This is a genomic window from Neiella litorisoli, from assembly GCF_014773395.1.
GTDB classification, from domain to species: Bacteria; Pseudomonadota; Gammaproteobacteria; order Enterobacterales; family Neiellaceae; genus Neiella; species Neiella litorisoli.
In genome coordinates this window covers 37,563-53,587 of the sequence record NZ_JACXAF010000014.1, presented here as the reverse complement: position 1 = coordinate 53,587, position 16,025 = coordinate 37,563, and the positions used below count along the sequence as shown (strand labels likewise).

General features: G+C 49.8%; 17 protein-coding genes. 5 read left to right on the top strand and 12 right to left on the bottom strand.

Annotation, left to right across the window (positions count from 1 at the left end; all coding sequences use genetic code 11):
• Window positions 1-335: 335 nt before the first annotated feature.
• The 3 genes from IC617_RS11530 to IC617_RS11520 all read left to right on the top strand — a co-directional run bounded on the left by IC617_RS11530 (window position 336) and on the right by IC617_RS11520 (window position 6,157).
• Window positions 336-2,798, top strand: a complete 2,463-nt coding sequence (locus tag IC617_RS11530) for a S9 family peptidase (RefSeq protein ID WP_191145137.1) — start codon at window positions 336-338, stop codon at window positions 2,796-2,798.
• 152 nt (window positions 2,799-2,950) lie between these two features.
• Window positions 2,951-4,234: a GGDEF domain-containing protein gene (locus IC617_RS11525; protein ID WP_191145136.1), complete on the top strand. Its 1,284-nt coding sequence runs from the start codon at window positions 2,951-2,953 to the stop codon at window positions 4,232-4,234.
• 42 nt (window positions 4,235-4,276) lie between these two features.
• Entirely contained in the window at window positions 4,277-6,157 is a 1,881-nt protein-coding gene (locus tag IC617_RS11520) for a GGDEF domain-containing protein (RefSeq protein ID WP_191145135.1), read from the top strand.
• 14 nt (window positions 6,158-6,171) lie between these two features.
• Here IC617_RS11520 and chrA read toward each other — a convergent pair whose 3' ends face one another.
• Together chrA and IC617_RS11510 are read right to left on the bottom strand one after the other, a co-directional pair.
• Window positions 6,172-7,317, bottom strand: coding sequence for a chromate efflux transporter (chrA, locus tag IC617_RS11515; protein ID WP_191145134.1), 1,146 nt, complete (start codon window positions 7,315-7,317; stop codon window positions 6,172-6,174).
• 94 nt (window positions 7,318-7,411) lie between these two features.
• Window positions 7,412-8,071 (bottom strand): YitT family protein, encoded by a 660-nt coding sequence (locus tag IC617_RS11510; RefSeq protein WP_191145133.1) that lies wholly within the window; start codon window positions 8,069-8,071, stop codon window positions 7,412-7,414.
• 278 nt (window positions 8,072-8,349) lie between these two features.
• Here IC617_RS11510 and pelA point away from each other — a divergent pair, with 278 nt between their 5' ends.
• The gene (gene pelA / locus IC617_RS11505) at window positions 8,350-9,489 is read left to right on the top strand and encodes a pectate lyase (protein WP_191145132.1); all 1,140 of its coding nucleotides are present in this window, start codon (window positions 8,350-8,352) and stop codon (window positions 9,487-9,489) included.
• 107 nt (window positions 9,490-9,596) lie between these two features.
• The gene (locus tag IC617_RS11500) at window positions 9,597-10,358 is read left to right on the top strand and encodes a TIGR04219 family outer membrane beta-barrel protein (protein ID WP_191145131.1); all 762 of its coding nucleotides are present in this window, start codon (window positions 9,597-9,599) and stop codon (window positions 10,356-10,358) included.
• A gap of 62 nt (window positions 10,359-10,420) precedes the next feature.
• Here IC617_RS11500 and rplQ read toward each other — a convergent pair whose 3' ends face one another.
• The 10 genes from rplQ to rpsE all read right to left on the bottom strand — a co-directional run bounded on the left by rplQ (window position 10,421) and on the right by rpsE (window position 16,023).
• The gene (rplQ, locus tag IC617_RS11495) at window positions 10,421-10,822 is read right to left on the bottom strand and encodes a 50S ribosomal protein L17 (RefSeq protein WP_087507562.1); all 402 of its coding nucleotides are present in this window, start codon (window positions 10,820-10,822) and stop codon (window positions 10,421-10,423) included.
• Between the two features lie 38 nt (window positions 10,823-10,860).
• Window positions 10,861-11,850, bottom strand: coding sequence for a DNA-directed RNA polymerase subunit alpha (locus tag IC617_RS11490; protein ID WP_087507563.1), 990 nt, complete (start codon window positions 11,848-11,850; stop codon window positions 10,861-10,863).
• Window positions 11,851-11,883: 33 nt separating this feature from the next.
• Window positions 11,884-12,504, bottom strand: a complete 621-nt coding sequence (gene rpsD, locus IC617_RS11485; protein ID WP_087507564.1) for a 30S ribosomal protein S4 — start codon at window positions 12,502-12,504, stop codon at window positions 11,884-11,886.
• 30 nt (window positions 12,505-12,534) lie between these two features.
• Window positions 12,535-12,924, bottom strand: a complete 390-nt coding sequence (rpsK, locus tag IC617_RS11480; protein ID WP_087507565.1) for a 30S ribosomal protein S11 — start codon at window positions 12,922-12,924, stop codon at window positions 12,535-12,537.
• A gap of 18 nt (window positions 12,925-12,942) precedes the next feature.
• Window positions 12,943-13,299 (bottom strand): 30S ribosomal protein S13, encoded by a 357-nt coding sequence (gene rpsM, locus IC617_RS11475; protein ID WP_087507566.1) that lies wholly within the window; start codon window positions 13,297-13,299, stop codon window positions 12,943-12,945.
• Window positions 13,300-13,416: 117 nt separating this feature from the next.
• The gene (gene rpmJ / locus IC617_RS11470) at window positions 13,417-13,530 is read right to left on the bottom strand and encodes a 50S ribosomal protein L36 (protein WP_087507567.1); all 114 of its coding nucleotides are present in this window, start codon (window positions 13,528-13,530) and stop codon (window positions 13,417-13,419) included.
• A gap of 31 nt (window positions 13,531-13,561) precedes the next feature.
• Window positions 13,562-14,890, bottom strand: a complete 1,329-nt coding sequence (secY, locus tag IC617_RS11465) for a preprotein translocase subunit SecY (RefSeq protein WP_191145130.1) — start codon at window positions 14,888-14,890, stop codon at window positions 13,562-13,564.
• A gap of 6 nt (window positions 14,891-14,896) precedes the next feature.
• A complete protein-coding gene (rplO, locus tag IC617_RS11460; RefSeq protein ID WP_087507569.1) occupies window positions 14,897-15,331 on the bottom strand; it encodes a 50S ribosomal protein L15 in 435 nt (144 codons plus the stop codon).
• On the bottom strand, window positions 15,331-15,516 hold the full coding sequence (gene rpmD / locus IC617_RS11455) for a 50S ribosomal protein L30 (protein ID WP_087507570.1): 186 nt from the start codon (window positions 15,514-15,516) through the stop codon (window positions 15,331-15,333). Before rpmD ends, rplO begins: the two co-directional genes overlap by 1 nt.
• Window positions 15,517-15,522: 6 nt before the next feature.
• The gene (rpsE, locus tag IC617_RS11450) at window positions 15,523-16,023 is read right to left on the bottom strand and encodes a 30S ribosomal protein S5 (RefSeq protein ID WP_087507571.1); all 501 of its coding nucleotides are present in this window, start codon (window positions 16,021-16,023) and stop codon (window positions 15,523-15,525) included.
• Window positions 16,024-16,025: the final 2 nt, after the last annotated feature.

Here is a 16,025-nt window from a genome sequence, read left to right as displayed (position 1 = left end):
ATCACTATCTGGAATCACAGGCATGTCATAACGAAAAACGGCATCGGCGAAGTACAGAGTACAAGCCAATAAAACACGATAGGAGAAATTACGTCGAAGTCGATTCGCCCAAACGTTCCATGTTTCCAACGAGTTCGTGAAGAACAGCCTCAGTCCAGAGAGACGCTGCTAGTTTGCCAAAACTGAGACGAGATTCCTATTATTCAAATCAACAAATTGCGCCGCCATTACCCGCGGCTGTTCGCGGTCGCTGCTGCCATTCGTGTATACTATCGCCGCTCCGAATAGCGAGCCCGACAGTTCTATCCGACACAACAATAAAACAGGTTCTCGGCATGATCCGATATTCCATCGTCGCATCGCTTGTGATGCTCACCGCATGTGCGCAAACATCGACTGATGTTGCGACCACGGCACCAACGGCAACCACCGTTCTTACCGCTACTGTTCCAAGTCAGCCTCAAGGGTTAACACTGCAACAAATCATGGCCGATCCCGAGTGGATTGGATATCAACCCTATGCCAGCCATTGGCACTGGGATGGCAGTGCGGTTTACTACGACCAAAAGGTCAAAGATCAAGTCTACTACCAGCGCGTGAAGCTGGATTTACAGGGCAATACCGACATTGTACCCATCGAGCAGCGCTACCTCACCGACATGGAAGAGGGAGTGACTTCAGCTGATGGCAAATGGCGCGCTTATATTTTCCGCGGCAACTTAATGCTGGCGAACATGAGCAGTGGCGATGTCAAACAACTGACTCGCAATAGCGATGACGTCAGCCAGCCTCGCTTTATGGCCGATGGCCGCATTAGCTATCGCCAAGGCAACCAGTTTTTCGCACTGAATCTTCATTCTGGTGAACGAATGCAATTGGCAGATGTACGGCTCGAAGACAGTCCGAAACCGCCAGCGCAGCCAGAGGGCTTTGTCGCACAAGAGCAACACAAGTTGATTCAATGGGTTGCCGACAACCACAAACGCGCCGAACAACGTTTTGACAATAAACAAGAGTGGCAACAACAAGACCCATCGGCAGCGCCTGAGCCGATTTATCTGGGTGACGATCACGAGCTGTTAGCGGCTCGGCTGTCTGCTTCTGGCCGTTATTTACTGTTGGCCTATGCCGAAGAGCGCGATAGTGGTTCCGACAGCGACATCATGCCCAATTACATCACCACCGATGGCACCATTGAAACACAATCGGTGCGCCCGCGGGTCGGCGATGAAGATCCTGCTCCACTGCAACTGATGCTGGTTGATAATCAAACGGGTGCCATGACGATTCTAGATATGTCGGTATTGCCTGGCATCGAAGATGATGTCTTTAAAGCAGTGCGAGCAGCAAATCGGCAAGCCTACGGCAGTGCCTATGAGGCCCCAGAGCAGCAAGATCGTAAGCTGCAACTGATGGAAGATTGGGGGCTCAGCCACCCATCGATCATCTGGCATCCGCAGCAAGATACGGCGCTGTTGATGGTTGAAGCGGTCGACAATAAAGATCGCTGGATTGCTTCAGTTGATAGCTCAGGGCTGGTTCAGCCACAACATCGATTGCATGATGATGCCTGGGTCAACTACGACTTTAATGAGTTTGGCTGGCTCGGCGATCAGGTTTATTACTTGTCAGAGCAAATGGGCTACAGCAACTTGTATGTCAAATCGCTCAAAGGCAAAACCCGCCGCTTAGTCGGCGGCAATCAAGAAGTGCAATCGCTCACGGTGAGCCCAGATGGCGCCTATATCTACTATGTCTCCAACCCCTCGCATCCGGGCATCTATGATGTTTATCGAGTGGCGACCGATAGTGGCAAGATCACTCAACTCACCGATCTCAAAGGCATGACCGCTTATCAACTTAGTCCCAATGGCGAACAGCTGCTGCTGACTCATTCAACCATGACTCAGCCGCCTGAATTGTTTGTCACCGCCGCTGATGGCAAAGGCCAAGTAAAACAATTAAGCAACACCGTCAAGGCCGAGTTCCAAGCAATCGACTGGCAACAACCTGAAATTGTCGCCATGCCTTCGGCCCATGATGCTCAACCGGTGTACGCCAAGATCTTCTACCCACAAGGTTATGACGCCAACAACGCAACCCAATACCCAGCAGTGATGTTTGTTCACGGTGCGGGTTACTTGCAAAATGTCCATGCCGGTTGGTCAGGCTACTTCCGCGAGTACATGTTCCATAACTTACTGGCAGAGCAAGGCTATGTGGTGATGGATATCGATTATCGCGGCTCGCAAGGCTATGGTCGCGATGTGCGGACTGCCATCTATCGTAATATGGGCCATCCGGAAGTCGAAGACATGGCCACTGGGGTCGAATGGTTGGCGCAGAACGCCAATGTCGATGGCAAGCGAGTCGGTGTTTATGGCGGCTCTTATGGTGGCTTTTTAACCTTTATGGCCTTGTTCAGAGAGCCTGATTTGTTCGCCGCGGGCGCTGCGCTGCGGCCGGTCACGGACTGGGCGCACTACAACGCGCCATACACCAGTAATATTCTCAACACACCACAAATCGATCCTCAAGCTTATCGGGTCAGTTCACCGATTTATCATGCCGAGGGCCTCAACAAACCCTTGTTAATCAACGCGCCAATGCTTGATAACAATGTGTTCTTCCAAGATGTGGTGCGATTGGTGCAACGCTTGATTGAGCTGGAAAAAGACGACTTTGAAACCGCCATTTTCCCGGTCGAGCCCCATGGTTTTAAAGAGCCATCAAGCTGGCTCGATGAATACAAGCGCATTCACAAGCTTTTTGAGACCCACCTCAAACCTCAGCAATAAGCACACTGATTTGGCAAGCCGGAGCCCATCCGGCTTGCCTTTTTGTGACCACCGCGCTTGCTTCGATTGAGCGCAACATCAATACTCCAAAATAAGCGGACGTCTCAAGATTCGCATTCCAAACAGCCAGTTAACCCATTGTTGTCGCGCCCATGAAGATCCTGATCAAAACCGAATTTGGCTACCTTATTTTACTCCTCCTGACCTTGGGTCTGGTCGCTTGGCAACATTTCGGAATGAATGTCAGCTACAGCTATGAACTCTCCAGAGCAGTACCAATAACTCTCAGCAATGACGACATCAACGGGGGCCGATCGCGCGGGCAACTGTCATTTGTCGACGGCAAACCAACTCTCAACTGCGAAATCGTACTGTCTCAAAGCTTTGCGTTTTGCAGCATGCTACTGCCGCTGGCTGATGATGATGGTAACGGCATCGATCTTCGCCGCTTTGACTCATTGACCCTGACACTCGGCTATGAAGCCAGCGAGCGGGATACCTTGCTGGTCTATCTCAATAACGGCGAGCGCATCAATAATAACGACATCATTCGAGCCAACGTGCAAGTGCTGGTTCCCTCTGCAGGCATTCAGCATTACACCTTGCCGTTATCCCAATTTCATGTGCCATCATGGTGGGTTTTCTCTCGAACCGAAGCCAAGATTTCGACAGCGTCCCAACTCGACAACGTACAAAACATTCAAATCTCAACCGGCGATCACCGAAGCGCCCGCGATGTCCAGATTCAAATCCTCGATTTCCACTTCGACGGAAAATGGATTCGCGCAGCTGATCTGTACTTCTACCTGCTGATGGTTTGGGCTATTGCCGCAGTGCTGCAAATTGTGGTGATCGCCCGTCGCTTTCGATTCAAATACTTATACACCCAACGTGAAGCGAAGCGCCTTAACGAAATTAATAGTTTTCTTAAAATTGAACGCGATAAGTTTGAAACGCTGGCAAAACAGGATTCGCTCACCGGCTGCCTGAACCGCAATGGTCTGATTGATATTCTGGAGCGAGCAATCAGTCAGTACGAATCAGGACAAAGCGCTACTGCATTGATTTTATTAGACATTGATCACTTCAAACAGCTTAACGACAATTTTGGCCACGATGAGGGCGATCGCGTTCTCGTCGCTCTGGCCACCCTATTACGGCAACATATCCGTGATAATGACCATCTGGTGCGCTGGGGAGGCGAAGAATTTGCTATTGTTTGTGAACAAACCTCGACCGCAGGCGCGCTAACACTCGCGGAGAATCTGAGGGCTGTGATTGAAGCGAGTCATATCTCAGAGCAAGCGCAAGTCACCGCATCATTTGGCGTCGCGCAATTGAATTCTAACCATATTGAGCCTTGGTTTAAGCGCGCTGATGAGTCTCTATATCTGGCCAAGCACCAAGGCAGAAACAGAGTCGCTTTAGCCCCATAGACAGGTACAATAACAGTACGTTACTGAAGGTGACTATTGCCGATGTTCAGATCTCCCCTGCTACTGTTGTTCGTGAGCCTCAGCCTGATTTCGGCCAATCCGGTGCTGGCTCAATCGGGCGAGGAGCTAACTGAACAAGAGTTTCTCACTGCCGTGCAGGTGCTGAATGATGGCTCTGACACCACCATCGAAGCTGATTTAGAGCAGCTCGCCTTCCTTGAACAACAGGCTCCGCGTTTTAGCGACGCGGCACAGCGGTTACTCAACAGGGTTAAATGCTGGTATCTCTATCACCTCGAACCACAGCAAGTAAAAGCCTTTACTGAGCAGCAAATCAATCTCGCTCAACAAGCCAAAGACGAGTTGGCCGAGGCTGACTTTATCAATTGCCAGGCATCCTATGACTTCTACTACGGCGATATCGACGCCGCTTTGAGCAAAATCGAGCTGGCTTTGGCAATTGCCGAGCAAGCCGGCGATCAACGGCTCATCGCTGACATGCTGGCCGCTCGTGGCGAAATCAATTCATATCGCGGCGATCTTGCCATTGCCTTGCAGGATTTGCTGCTGGCTCAAACCGCCTATGACGCCCTAGAGTTACCCTATTACAGTGCCTATAACCTCTCGGTCATCGCCAACACGTATCGGCGCATGCGTGCTTATGATGATGCGCTAGAGCATTACGACCGACTCTCCAAACTCTATTCCAAGGCCGTCAATCGCGATGGTTTTCTTGAAATTCAGTTATATCAATCGATGATCTATCAAGATAAAGGGGAGTTAGAACAAGCTAATAACATTGCCAAAACGGTCTACGATTTCTATCAGCAAAATGACAACCAAGACGGCGTCTCAATGGCCGCAACCTATCTGGCGAGCATTCATAATGATATGGGCGATTATGAGTCGGGGCTGGCGTACATCCGACAATCGATCGAACTCAGCAAAGAGCCAGATCTCGATCCGCTGTTGAATCAATTCTACCTCGGTCAGGCGCTCAGCGGCCTCAATCAATTTGAACTTGCAACCGAGGCTTTGGCCCAAGCCCAAGCTTCATTTGAACGAGAAAAGAACCTCCGCTATTTGTCATTACTGTACAAAGAAAAAGCCTTGCTCTACGCCAAACAACACCGCTGGCAAGATGCCTTTGATGAGCAACAGCGCTACACCGAGAGCTTAATTGAACTGACCGAAAAACAAGATGAACAGCACTCTGCTCGGCTGCGCATCGAATACAACCTTGAGCGCACCCAAAATGAAAACTTCCACCTCAAACAACAACAGGCACTCAAAAATGCCGAGTTAAAAGCACTGAACGAAGCATCACGATGGCAACTGATGACAGTAGCGCTCGCCGCAACGCTACTAGTGATCATCATCATTGCTGGCTTTCGATTGTTTGTTCACGCTCGCCGAATGCAGCATCTTGCACTGACCGATCCACTCACCATGCTCCCCAATCGCCGACATATTGAAGAAGCGGGCATCCAGATGTTGAAACAAGCTGATGCCAACCGCCAAAACTGCTCGCTATTGATTATGGATATCGACCACTTTAAAGCCATCAACGACAGTTACGGCCATGAGATTGGCGATCGAGTGCTCAAAGCCCTGGCACAAACGTCACAAGCAGCGATTCGCACTCAAGATATACTTGGCCGCACCGGCGGCGAGGAGTTTCTGGTGTTGTTACCAGCCACAGGCAGTAACCAAGCCGAGCTAATTGCCGAGCGCATTCGACGCAGCATTGAGCACCTCGATCTGAGCCATTTAGTCGCAGAGTTATCGGTAACGACAAGCATTGGTATCGCTCAACACACCGGCAAAACAGAAACCCTCAATGAACTGACTGCCAGAGCAGATAAGGCTTTATATCAAGCTAAAGAACAAGGCCGGAACCGAGTGATTGTCGCCGCACAATGACGGCGACAGATGAGTTAAAACGCAGATAACAGCCCAAACAAGCAAAAACCAGCGACAACATAAGTGACCGGCACATGAAGTTGACGCACCATCACAAAAGCCACAACAACCGCAGCGAAGTCAGTTGCCGAGCCAACGGAACTGATAAAGATAGGACTGTACCAAGCAGTTAATAAAAGCCCGACCACTGCTGCATTGACGGCTCCGACCGCCGCTGCCAACCTTGGCTTGGCCATTAAGCCATGCCAACTACTCAGAAATCCCACCATTAACAAAAAACCCGGCGTGAAAATAGCTAACGTGGCGACGAGCGCCCCAACAATTGGAGATTCGGGGAGCAAATCGGCACCAAGAAACGTAGCCAGGGTAAACATCGGCCCCGGTATAGCCTGCGCGGAGGCATAACCCAGTAGAAAACTATCGTTTGTGACCTGTCCTGCTAGGGTTTCCTGCAACAAAGGCAGCACCACGTGACCACCACCAAACACCAACGCTCCGGCTTGAAAAAACTCACTAAACAAACCAAGCAACGGCGAGCTAGTAGCAATTAGCGGCAAGCCAATAAACAACAAAGCAAACGCAGCCAGCGCCCACCATCGGGGTTGCAAGCCATGATTTGACGCCGTTGCTTTAGAGTCGGTTACTGGCTGCAAACAACCAATTACAGCTGCCGCCGCGAGCACCAATAACTGACTGCTAATTCCAGGATAAAGCAGCATGATCACGGTACTGCACAAACCAACCATCACGCCGAGTTGGCGCTGCCAAAACTGCTTTGACATAGTCAGCACGGCATCGGCGACGATCACTACAGCGAACAACTTCAGCGCATGCACTACGCTCTGGTAAAACAGGTTTTCCGTCAGGCTAGTGTTTAATATGGCGATGCCAAGCATAATCGCAAATGAGGGAGCGGTGAAGGCCACAAAAGCGGTCAAACCACCAAGTAGTCCAGCGCGCTGATAGCCAATAGCAAAACCCACTTGGGACGAGCCTGGGCCGGGCAAGAACTGTGATAGCGCAATCAACTGAGCATAGCGCTGCTGCTCCAGCCAACCGAGCTTTTGCACGAAATGTCGTTGAAAATAGCCAAGGTGGGCTGCCGGCCCACCAAAACTGACCCAGCCTAAAGAAAAGAAATGTTTGAATATCTGCCACATAGGCGCCACCTTATGTAACTAAGATGACACTAATATGACAGATTTCAGGCGCGATTGAAGATTTGCCTAGGTTTTTACTGCCGCTTATATCAAGTTAACTTGAGGTGTTCGCTGCGGCCTGTGAGTCGGCTCCTTCGTCGTCACTAGCCGGCTGCAAATGAATATCCGATTGCTGCTGGATCGGCGCTTTCTTGTGATAACGCCCCAACACGGAACTCAACACCACAAAGCCAAGCAGCGAATAAGCCACTTTATCCCAGTCATACAATGCCAGAGCAAAAGCAGCAACAATCAAGTCGGACCCCAGCAAGACCTTACCTGAGTGAATACCAAAACGCTCTTCTAGATATAGACCCAGAATGTTGACGCCACCCAATGATGAACGGTAACGGAACAGCAAAATCAGCCCAATACCGATAAGACCACCGGCAATCACAGCGCCCAATAGAGGTGGCAGATTGTCGAAGTGGACATAGTAATTCAGTACATCCGACATCAATGAGACCGCAACAATGCAGAGCAAACTGCGCAGTGCAAACGCCTTACCCATTTGTCGAATAGCCAGATAGAAGAAGGGCAAATTAATCGTGAAGAACCAAAAGCCAAATGTCATTGGCAGGGCTTTGTTGGCAATAAAGGCTAAGCCTGCTGTGCCACCAACCAACAAACCGCTAGCAGCTAAGAAGCACACTCCTAGCGAGACCAGAAAACAGCCTTCAACCTGGGCATACCAACTCAGGGCTATCTGTTTCATAAAACATCACCATTGATAAACACGGGCGGCATTGTAGGGCTAGACGCTAAAAACACCTAAGAAATAGCGGCCCAAGTCACATAATTGCTGGGGCGAGCCTGTACAGAAATCTGTTATGAATTGTTTACACTCAGGTGCCAATGCCTAGTTGCAATGCCTAGCCGCAAGGTGCGACGGCTCTGTTCACTAACCACTTCGCCGCAAACGATAATTTGACCAAATGCTACCGGTAGCAATAGAATCAAAACTACCTCCAAACAGCTCGCGTTATTGCCGTCATGAGACTTCAATTATTGCTCTTTCTAACAACGACTATCTGCCTGATTTCGACCTGCCTAGCGACCCCACAACAACCCATTTCTCTGGCGCTTTTTGAAGACGTAATTAAGCATTGGCACGACCAAAACGACGACGATCAAAGTGATTATTTCAGCCCAGGTGAAGTCGTTGGTATTGCCGATACCATGTTGCTTTATCAGCGCAGCAATGGCGGCTGGCCAACCAACAAAGATCCGCTCAGAAAACTTAGTCGTACCGAGCGTGAACAAGTGTTAGCCGATTCCGCTAACAATGACGCTAGTCTCGATAACCGCAATACCTATCCGCAAATACGTTATTTGGCTGCGGCATACGGTCAAACTGGCGATCCACGCTATCGCCATGCCGCACTAGCGGGCTTGGAATACATACTGACAAATCAGTATGACAACGGTGGCTGGGCTCATTCACCTCCGCGAACCGATCGCTATTATGGCCACATTACTTTTGCCGATGAAGTCATGCCCGGCGTGCTGCATTTATTGCGCGATATTCACCAGCTCCATCCGGATTTTGACTTTATACCGGCATCAACCCGCGCTCTCTGCAGCGAAGCACTGGCGAAAGGGGACCAGCTGATCCTCGACTTACAAGTCAGACAAGGGCAGCAATTGACGGTATGGGCCGGTCAGTATGATCGCAGCACACTCAAGCCTGTGGCAGGACGCAGTTATGAACTGGCGGGATTGCAGTCTTGGGAGAGCGTTGCGGTCGTTGATTACTTGATGTCGATTCCACAGCCAAGCCCACAAGTGATCAGGGCGATTAATAGTGCGATAGCTTGGATGGACAAAGTCAAGCTTCAACGCATTCGGATTGAGCGGTTCGATACGCCACCGGTACGTTTTGCCTATCACACTAGCACCTACGACTTGCGTGTGATCGAAGACCCACAGGCTGCGCCAATATGGGCAAGATTTTACGACTTACAAAACAACCAGCCTTTTTTTGCCAATCGCGATGGTAGTCGAGTTCAATCACTAGCTGAGGTCAAGCGCGATCGGCGTACTGGTTACAGTTGGTATGGTGACTGGCCGGCAGATTTACTTAGCAAACGGTATCCAGAGTGGCAGCAACGGCTTAGCCGACACAACAACTAACATGGGCAGGCGTACCGCTTAGGCGGTGCCATAGAGTAGCCATTACGCTGTTATTCATTCTGCGAGCATGTTAGCTTTCGCTTCACACTCATCCGAAACTTAAAATCATGAAAAATAGACTACTCGCAGCCGCAGTATTGGCGGCTCTGCCAGCACTTGCTCAGGCAGATACCTTTGCTGGCATTTATGCTGGCGTACAGTACTGGGACATGGACGCCGAAGGCGAATTTGGCACCGGCAACACCACTCAGCAATATGGCTTAAACGATGAAGGCAAAGCCTCCATTTGGCTTGCTGTTGAGCATCCAGTGCCATTACTACCTAACCTCAAGCTTCGCTATAACCAAATGGATACTGATGGCTTTGCCGATGTCGAGGACTTTGAGTTTGGTGACATCATCTACAATGGCGAGTCGACCATTGATGCCGAGTTAGACCACACCGACATCATTATGTATTACGAGATTTTCGATAATCCATTAACCAATCTGGATATCGGTTTAAACCTCAAATATGGCGATTACAAAGTATCTGTGGTTGGCGAGGTTGAGGTCGGTGATTCCACCATCAAAGAGTCATCAGAGGAAAGCTACAAAGGCGTGATCCCCATGCTTTATGGCGCCACAGAGTTGGTTATTCCAGGCACAGGCTTTTCAATTTATGGTGAAGCGAATTGGATTGGCTATGACGACTACAATGCCTACGACGTCCAAATCGGTACGCAATATCTACTAGTCGACAACTTAGCCGTTGAAGCGGCAATTCAACTTGGTTATCGCAAAGTGAAGTTGGATCTGGATGATGTCGACGACTTGACCATTGATGCTGAATTTGACGGCGTGTACGCAGGCTTGCAAGTCCACTTCTAAAGTAGTCAACACGCAGACACAAAAAAGCCGAGCGAACCCGGCTTTTTCAAAGTGATGTTTGCTTACTCTTCAGTAGCGGCTTCAGTTGCTTCTTCTTCAGCAACTTCAGGACGATCTACCAATTCAATGTAAGCCATAGGTGCGTTGTCACCAGCGCGGAAGCCACACTTCAAAATGCGAGTGTATCCACCTGGACGCTCTTGGTAACGAGGACCTAATTCATTAAACAGTTTACCGACAACTTCTTGATCGCGGGTGCGAGCAAAAGCTAAACGACGGTTAGCAACGCTGTCTGATTTAGACAGTGTGATCAATGGTTCGATCACTCGGCGCAGCTCTTTGGCCTTAGGCAATGTTGTCTTGATCACTTCGTGACGTACCAGCGAGCTGGCCATGTTACGGAACATAGCTTGGCGATGGCTGCTGTTACGGTTCAGTTGACGACCACTCTTACGATGGCGCATGATCTTTTCCTTCTAACTCAGTTTACTTCGGTATCTGGTTATTCACCGTCAGCAATGCTGGCAGGTGGCCAGTTTTCTAGGCGCATGCCCAGAGACAAGCCACGTGATGCCAAGACATCTTTGATTTCTGTGAGTGACTTCTTACCCAAGTTAGGGGTTTTCAGCAACTCAACTTCAGTGCGTTGTACCAGATCACCAATGTAGTGAATCGCTTCTGCTTTCAGACAGTTAGCAGAGCGAACGGTGAGCTCGAGATCGTCGACAGGACGCAATAGAATCGGATCGAATTCTGGTTTCTCTTCTTTCTGCTCCGGCTCGCTGATATCACGCAGCTCGACGAATGCTTCAAGTTGTTCAGCCAGAATGGTTGCCGAACGGCGGATCGCTTCTTCAGGATCCAAAGTACCGTTGGTTTCCATATCGATAACCAGCTTGTCCAAGTTAGTGCGCTGCTCAACACGAGCGGCTTCCACATTGTAAGCAATGCGGCGAACTGGACTGTATGATGCGTCAACCAACAAGCGACCAATTGGACGCTCGTCTTCTTCGTTATCGCCGCGAGCCGATACTGGCACATAGCCACGGCCACGCTCAACAACGATACGCATGCTGATTTCACCTTCACCAGTCAAGGTGCAGATGACATGTTCTGGGTTTGCGATTTCAACATCACCGTCGTGGGTGATGTCGCCTGCTACAACCGAGCCTGCACCACTCTTAGTCAGGGTTAATACTGCTTTGTCTTTACCAGACAACTTAACGGCCAAGCCTTTAAGGTTCAGCAGGATTTCGATGATGTCTTCAAGTACACCTTCTTTAGTGCTGTACTCGTGTTGTACACCATCAATTTCTACTTCAGTCACCGCCACACCGGGCATAGATGACAGCAGAATACGACGAAGAGCGTTACCCAAGGTATGACCAAAACCACGCTCAAGTGGCTCCAGGGTGACTTTTGCACGAGTGGTAGATACCTGCTCGATGTCAACCAACCTAGGTTTGAGAAACTCTGTAACAGACCCCTGCATTTGTGTCCTCTCTTTAAATTAAGCGTTTAAGCTTTACTTAGAGTACAGCTCGACGATCAGCTGTTCGTTAATATCGGCAGACAAGTCAGCACGCTCAGGATTACGCTTGAATACGCCTTCCATTTTGCTTGCTTCAACTTCTAGCCAAGTTGGCTTTTCACGTTGCTCAGCCAGTTCCAGAGCAGCTTTAATACGTGCTTGGTTCTTAGCTTTTTCGCGAACAGCAACTACATCTTCAGGACGAACCTTGAAAGATGGGATGTTGACTACTTTGCCGTTTACCACAATACCTTTGTGGCTAACTAGCTGACGCGCTTCTGCACGTGTCGCTGCATAGCCCATACGATAAACAACGTTATCTAGGCGACCTTCCAGCAAAACAAGCAGGTTTTCACCTGTGTTGCCAGTAATGCGGGCAGCTTCTTTATAGTAGTTGCGGAATTGCTTTTCGAGTACGCCATACATACGACGAACTTTTTGCTTTTCACGCAACTGTACACCGTAGTCAGACAGACGCGGTTTACGCGCACCGTGTTGACCTGGTGCATTGTCGATCTTGCACTTGGTGTCGATTGCACGAACACCACTTTTCAGAAACAGATCTGTGCCTTCACGACGGCTAAGTTTGAGTTTAGGACCCAAATATCTTGCCATGTTCTTTCTCCAATATCCGGAAGCGGGGCGTTATACGCGGCGCTTTTTAGGCGGACGACAACCATTGTGAGGAATCGGCGTAACATCAACAATGTTGGTGATGCGGTAGCCAGTAGCGTTCAAAGCGCGGATCGCAGACTCACGGCCTGGACCTGGACCTTTCACGAATACTTCCAAATTCTTCACGCCATATTCTTGCGCTGCAGTACCTGCACGCTCAGCAGCAACCTGGGCTGCGAACGGAGTCGATTTACGAGAACCGCGGAAGCCAGAGCCACCTGCAGTTGCCCACGACAACGCATTACCTTGACGATCAGTGATAGTCACGATGGTGTTGTTGAAAGACGCATGGATGTGAGCCATGCCGTCAGGAATCTGCTTTTTGACGCGTTTACGCGTACGAGTTGGTTGTTTAGCCATTTTAAAACCTCTTCCCGATTACTTTTTGATCGGCTTGCGCGGACCCTTACGGGTACGGGCGTTAGTCTTCGAACGCTGACCACGCACAGGCAGGCTACGACGGTGGCGAATACCACGGTAGCAACCCAAGTCCATCAGGCGTTTGATGTTCAGCGTAACTTCACGACGGAGGTCACCTTCAACGGCGTACTTACCAACTTCGTCACGCAGCTTATCGATAGTTGCTTCATCCAACTGACCGATTTTGGCGTCTTCGGCAACACCTGTCGCAGCACAGATATCTTGTGCGCGGGTGCGGCCAATACCGTAAATTGCAGTCAATGCAATTACAGCGTGTTTATTGTCAGGGACGTTAATGCCGGCTATACGGGCCATTAACAGCACTCCTCTATTTATGGGTCATTGATTTGAAAAGCCCGTAAGGATACTCAACCAATAACCTGTTTGCAAATCAGGCAAGCCGTTTTATTGGCTTGCCCACTTTTGGTCCGATTAGCCTTGGCGCTGTTTATGCTTCGGCTCGCTGCAAATCACTCGAACAACGCCGCGGCGCTTGATGACTTTACAGTTACGGCACATTTTCTTGACGGATGCGCGAACTTTCATTCTTAAACTCCGTTAATTAACCAACCCGACCTTAGCGGCCGTAGTTTTTAAGGTTGGCTTTGCGAAGTACAGATTCATACTGACTTGACATCATATGAGTCTGCACCTGGGCCATGAAATCCATAATCACAACCACGATGATGAGAAGTGAGGTACCACCGAAGTAGAACTGCACGTTCATCGTGATGAGCATGAACTCAGGAACCAGACAAACTAATGTAATATACAGTGCACCGGCCAAAGTAAGACGAGTCATTACCTTGTCGATGTAGCGAGATGTTTGCTCACCAGGACGAATCCCAGGAATAAACGCGCCGGACTTCTTCAAATTATCTGCAGTTTCACGCGGGTTGAAAACCAACGCCGTGTAGAAGAAGCAGAAGAAGATAATCGCAGCTGCATACAACATCACATACAGCGGTTGACCTGGTTGCAGTGTCAACGACACTTGCTGCAGGATTTCCGCGATCATGCTATCACCTTGGCCAAACCAGCTTGCCGCTGTGGCTGGGAACAGAATGATACTGGAAGCGAAGATTGGTGGAATCACACCAGCCATGTTCACTTTCAGTGGTAAGTGAGTGCTTTGTTGTGCAAACACCTGGCGTCCTTGCTGACGCTTGGCATAGTTAACAACGATACGACGCTGACCACGCTCAACGAACACCACGAAGAAGGTTACAACGAACACGATTGCTGCAATCAGTAGCAACACAATAGCGTTCATTTCACCTTGACGAGCCTGCTCGATGGTCTGACCGATAGCTGAAGGCAAGCCTGCAACAATACCGGTGAAAATCAGAATCGAAATACCGTTACCAATACCACGCTCAGTGATCTGCTCACCAAGCCACATCAGGAACATAGTACCGGTGACCAAGCTGACGACTGCTGTGAAGTAGAAGCCAAAACCTGGGTCAACCACCAAACCTGGCATCAGGTTTGGCAGGCCGGTGGCAATACCAACGGCCTGGAAGGTACCAAGTACCAATGTGAAGTAGCGGGTGTACTGGCTGATCTTACGACGGCCAGCTTCACCTTCTTTCTTCAATTCAGCAAATGGCGGGTGCACAACCGTCAACAACTGCATGATAATCGAAGCCGAAATATACGGCATGATTCCCAATGCGAAGACGGAGGCACGCTCAAGAGCACCACCGGAGAACATGTTAAACATCTCAACGATGGTACCGCGCTGCTGATCGAACAAGTCAGCAAGAACCGAGGCATCAATACCAGGGATGGGTACAAATGAGCCCGCCCGGAACACGAGAATCGCGCCCAACACAAAGAGGAGGCGAGAACGTAATTCGCTCAAACCACCTTTCGCACTATTCAAGTCCAATCCTGGTGTAGCCATTGATCCTTATTCCTCGACTTTGCCACCAGCTGCTTCAATTGCAGCCTGTGCACCTTTAGTTACAGCGATACCTTTCAGGTTCACCGCTTTGGTCACCTCACCTGAAAGCACAACTTTAACGTACTTAGTTGTACCTTTAATCAGGTTGGCTGCGCGCAGTGCATTCATGTCAACCACTTCGGCTTCCACTTTGTTCAATTCGTGAGTACGAATCTCTTCGCGAGCCAATTGCTTGCGAGAAGTGAAACCGAATTTAGGCAGACGTTGTTTCAGAGGCATTTGACCGCCTTCGAAACCGGCGCGAACGCCGCCGCCTGAACGTGATTTTTGGCCTTTATGACCACGACCGCCGGTCTTACCAAGACCAGAACCGATACCACGACCAACGCGTTTACCAGTAGGCTTTGAACCTTCAGCTGGAGATAGAGTATTCAAACGCATTATTCGCCCTCCACCTGTACCATGTAGTAAACCTTGTTGATCATGCCGCGAACCGAAGGAGTATCTTCCAGTTCAACAGTGTGACCAATGCGACGCAGACCCAGACCAGTCAGGGTTGCTTTGTGCTTAGGCAAGCGGCCGATAGAGCTTTTTACCTGAGTCACTTTCAATGTTTTCTTCGCCATGATGCCTTACCCCAGAATTTCTTCTACAGATAGGCCACGTTTCGCGGCGACTTGCTCTGGTGAGTTCATGTTCACCAGTGCATCGATTGTTGCACGCACAATGTTGATTGGGTTGGTAGAGCCATAGGCTTTAGACAGAACGTTCTGTACGCCAGCTACTTCCAACACAGCACGCATTGCACCACCGGCGATAATACCGGTACCTTCAGATGCAGGCTGCATGTAAACGCGCGAACCAGTGTGACGGCCCTTAACCGGGTGCCACAAAGTGTTGCCGTTCAACTCAACTTTTTGCATGTTGCGACGGGCTTTTTCCATCGCTTTTTGGATCGCAGCAGGTACTTCGCGGGCTTTACCATATCCAAAGCCAACACGACCTTTGCCGTCACCAACAACTGTCAGGGCGGTGAAGCTGAAGATACGACCACCTTTAACCGTCTTTGCGACACGGTTAACGGCAATCAATTTCTCCAGAAACTCGCCTTGTTGCAATTCAGCTTTTGCCATCA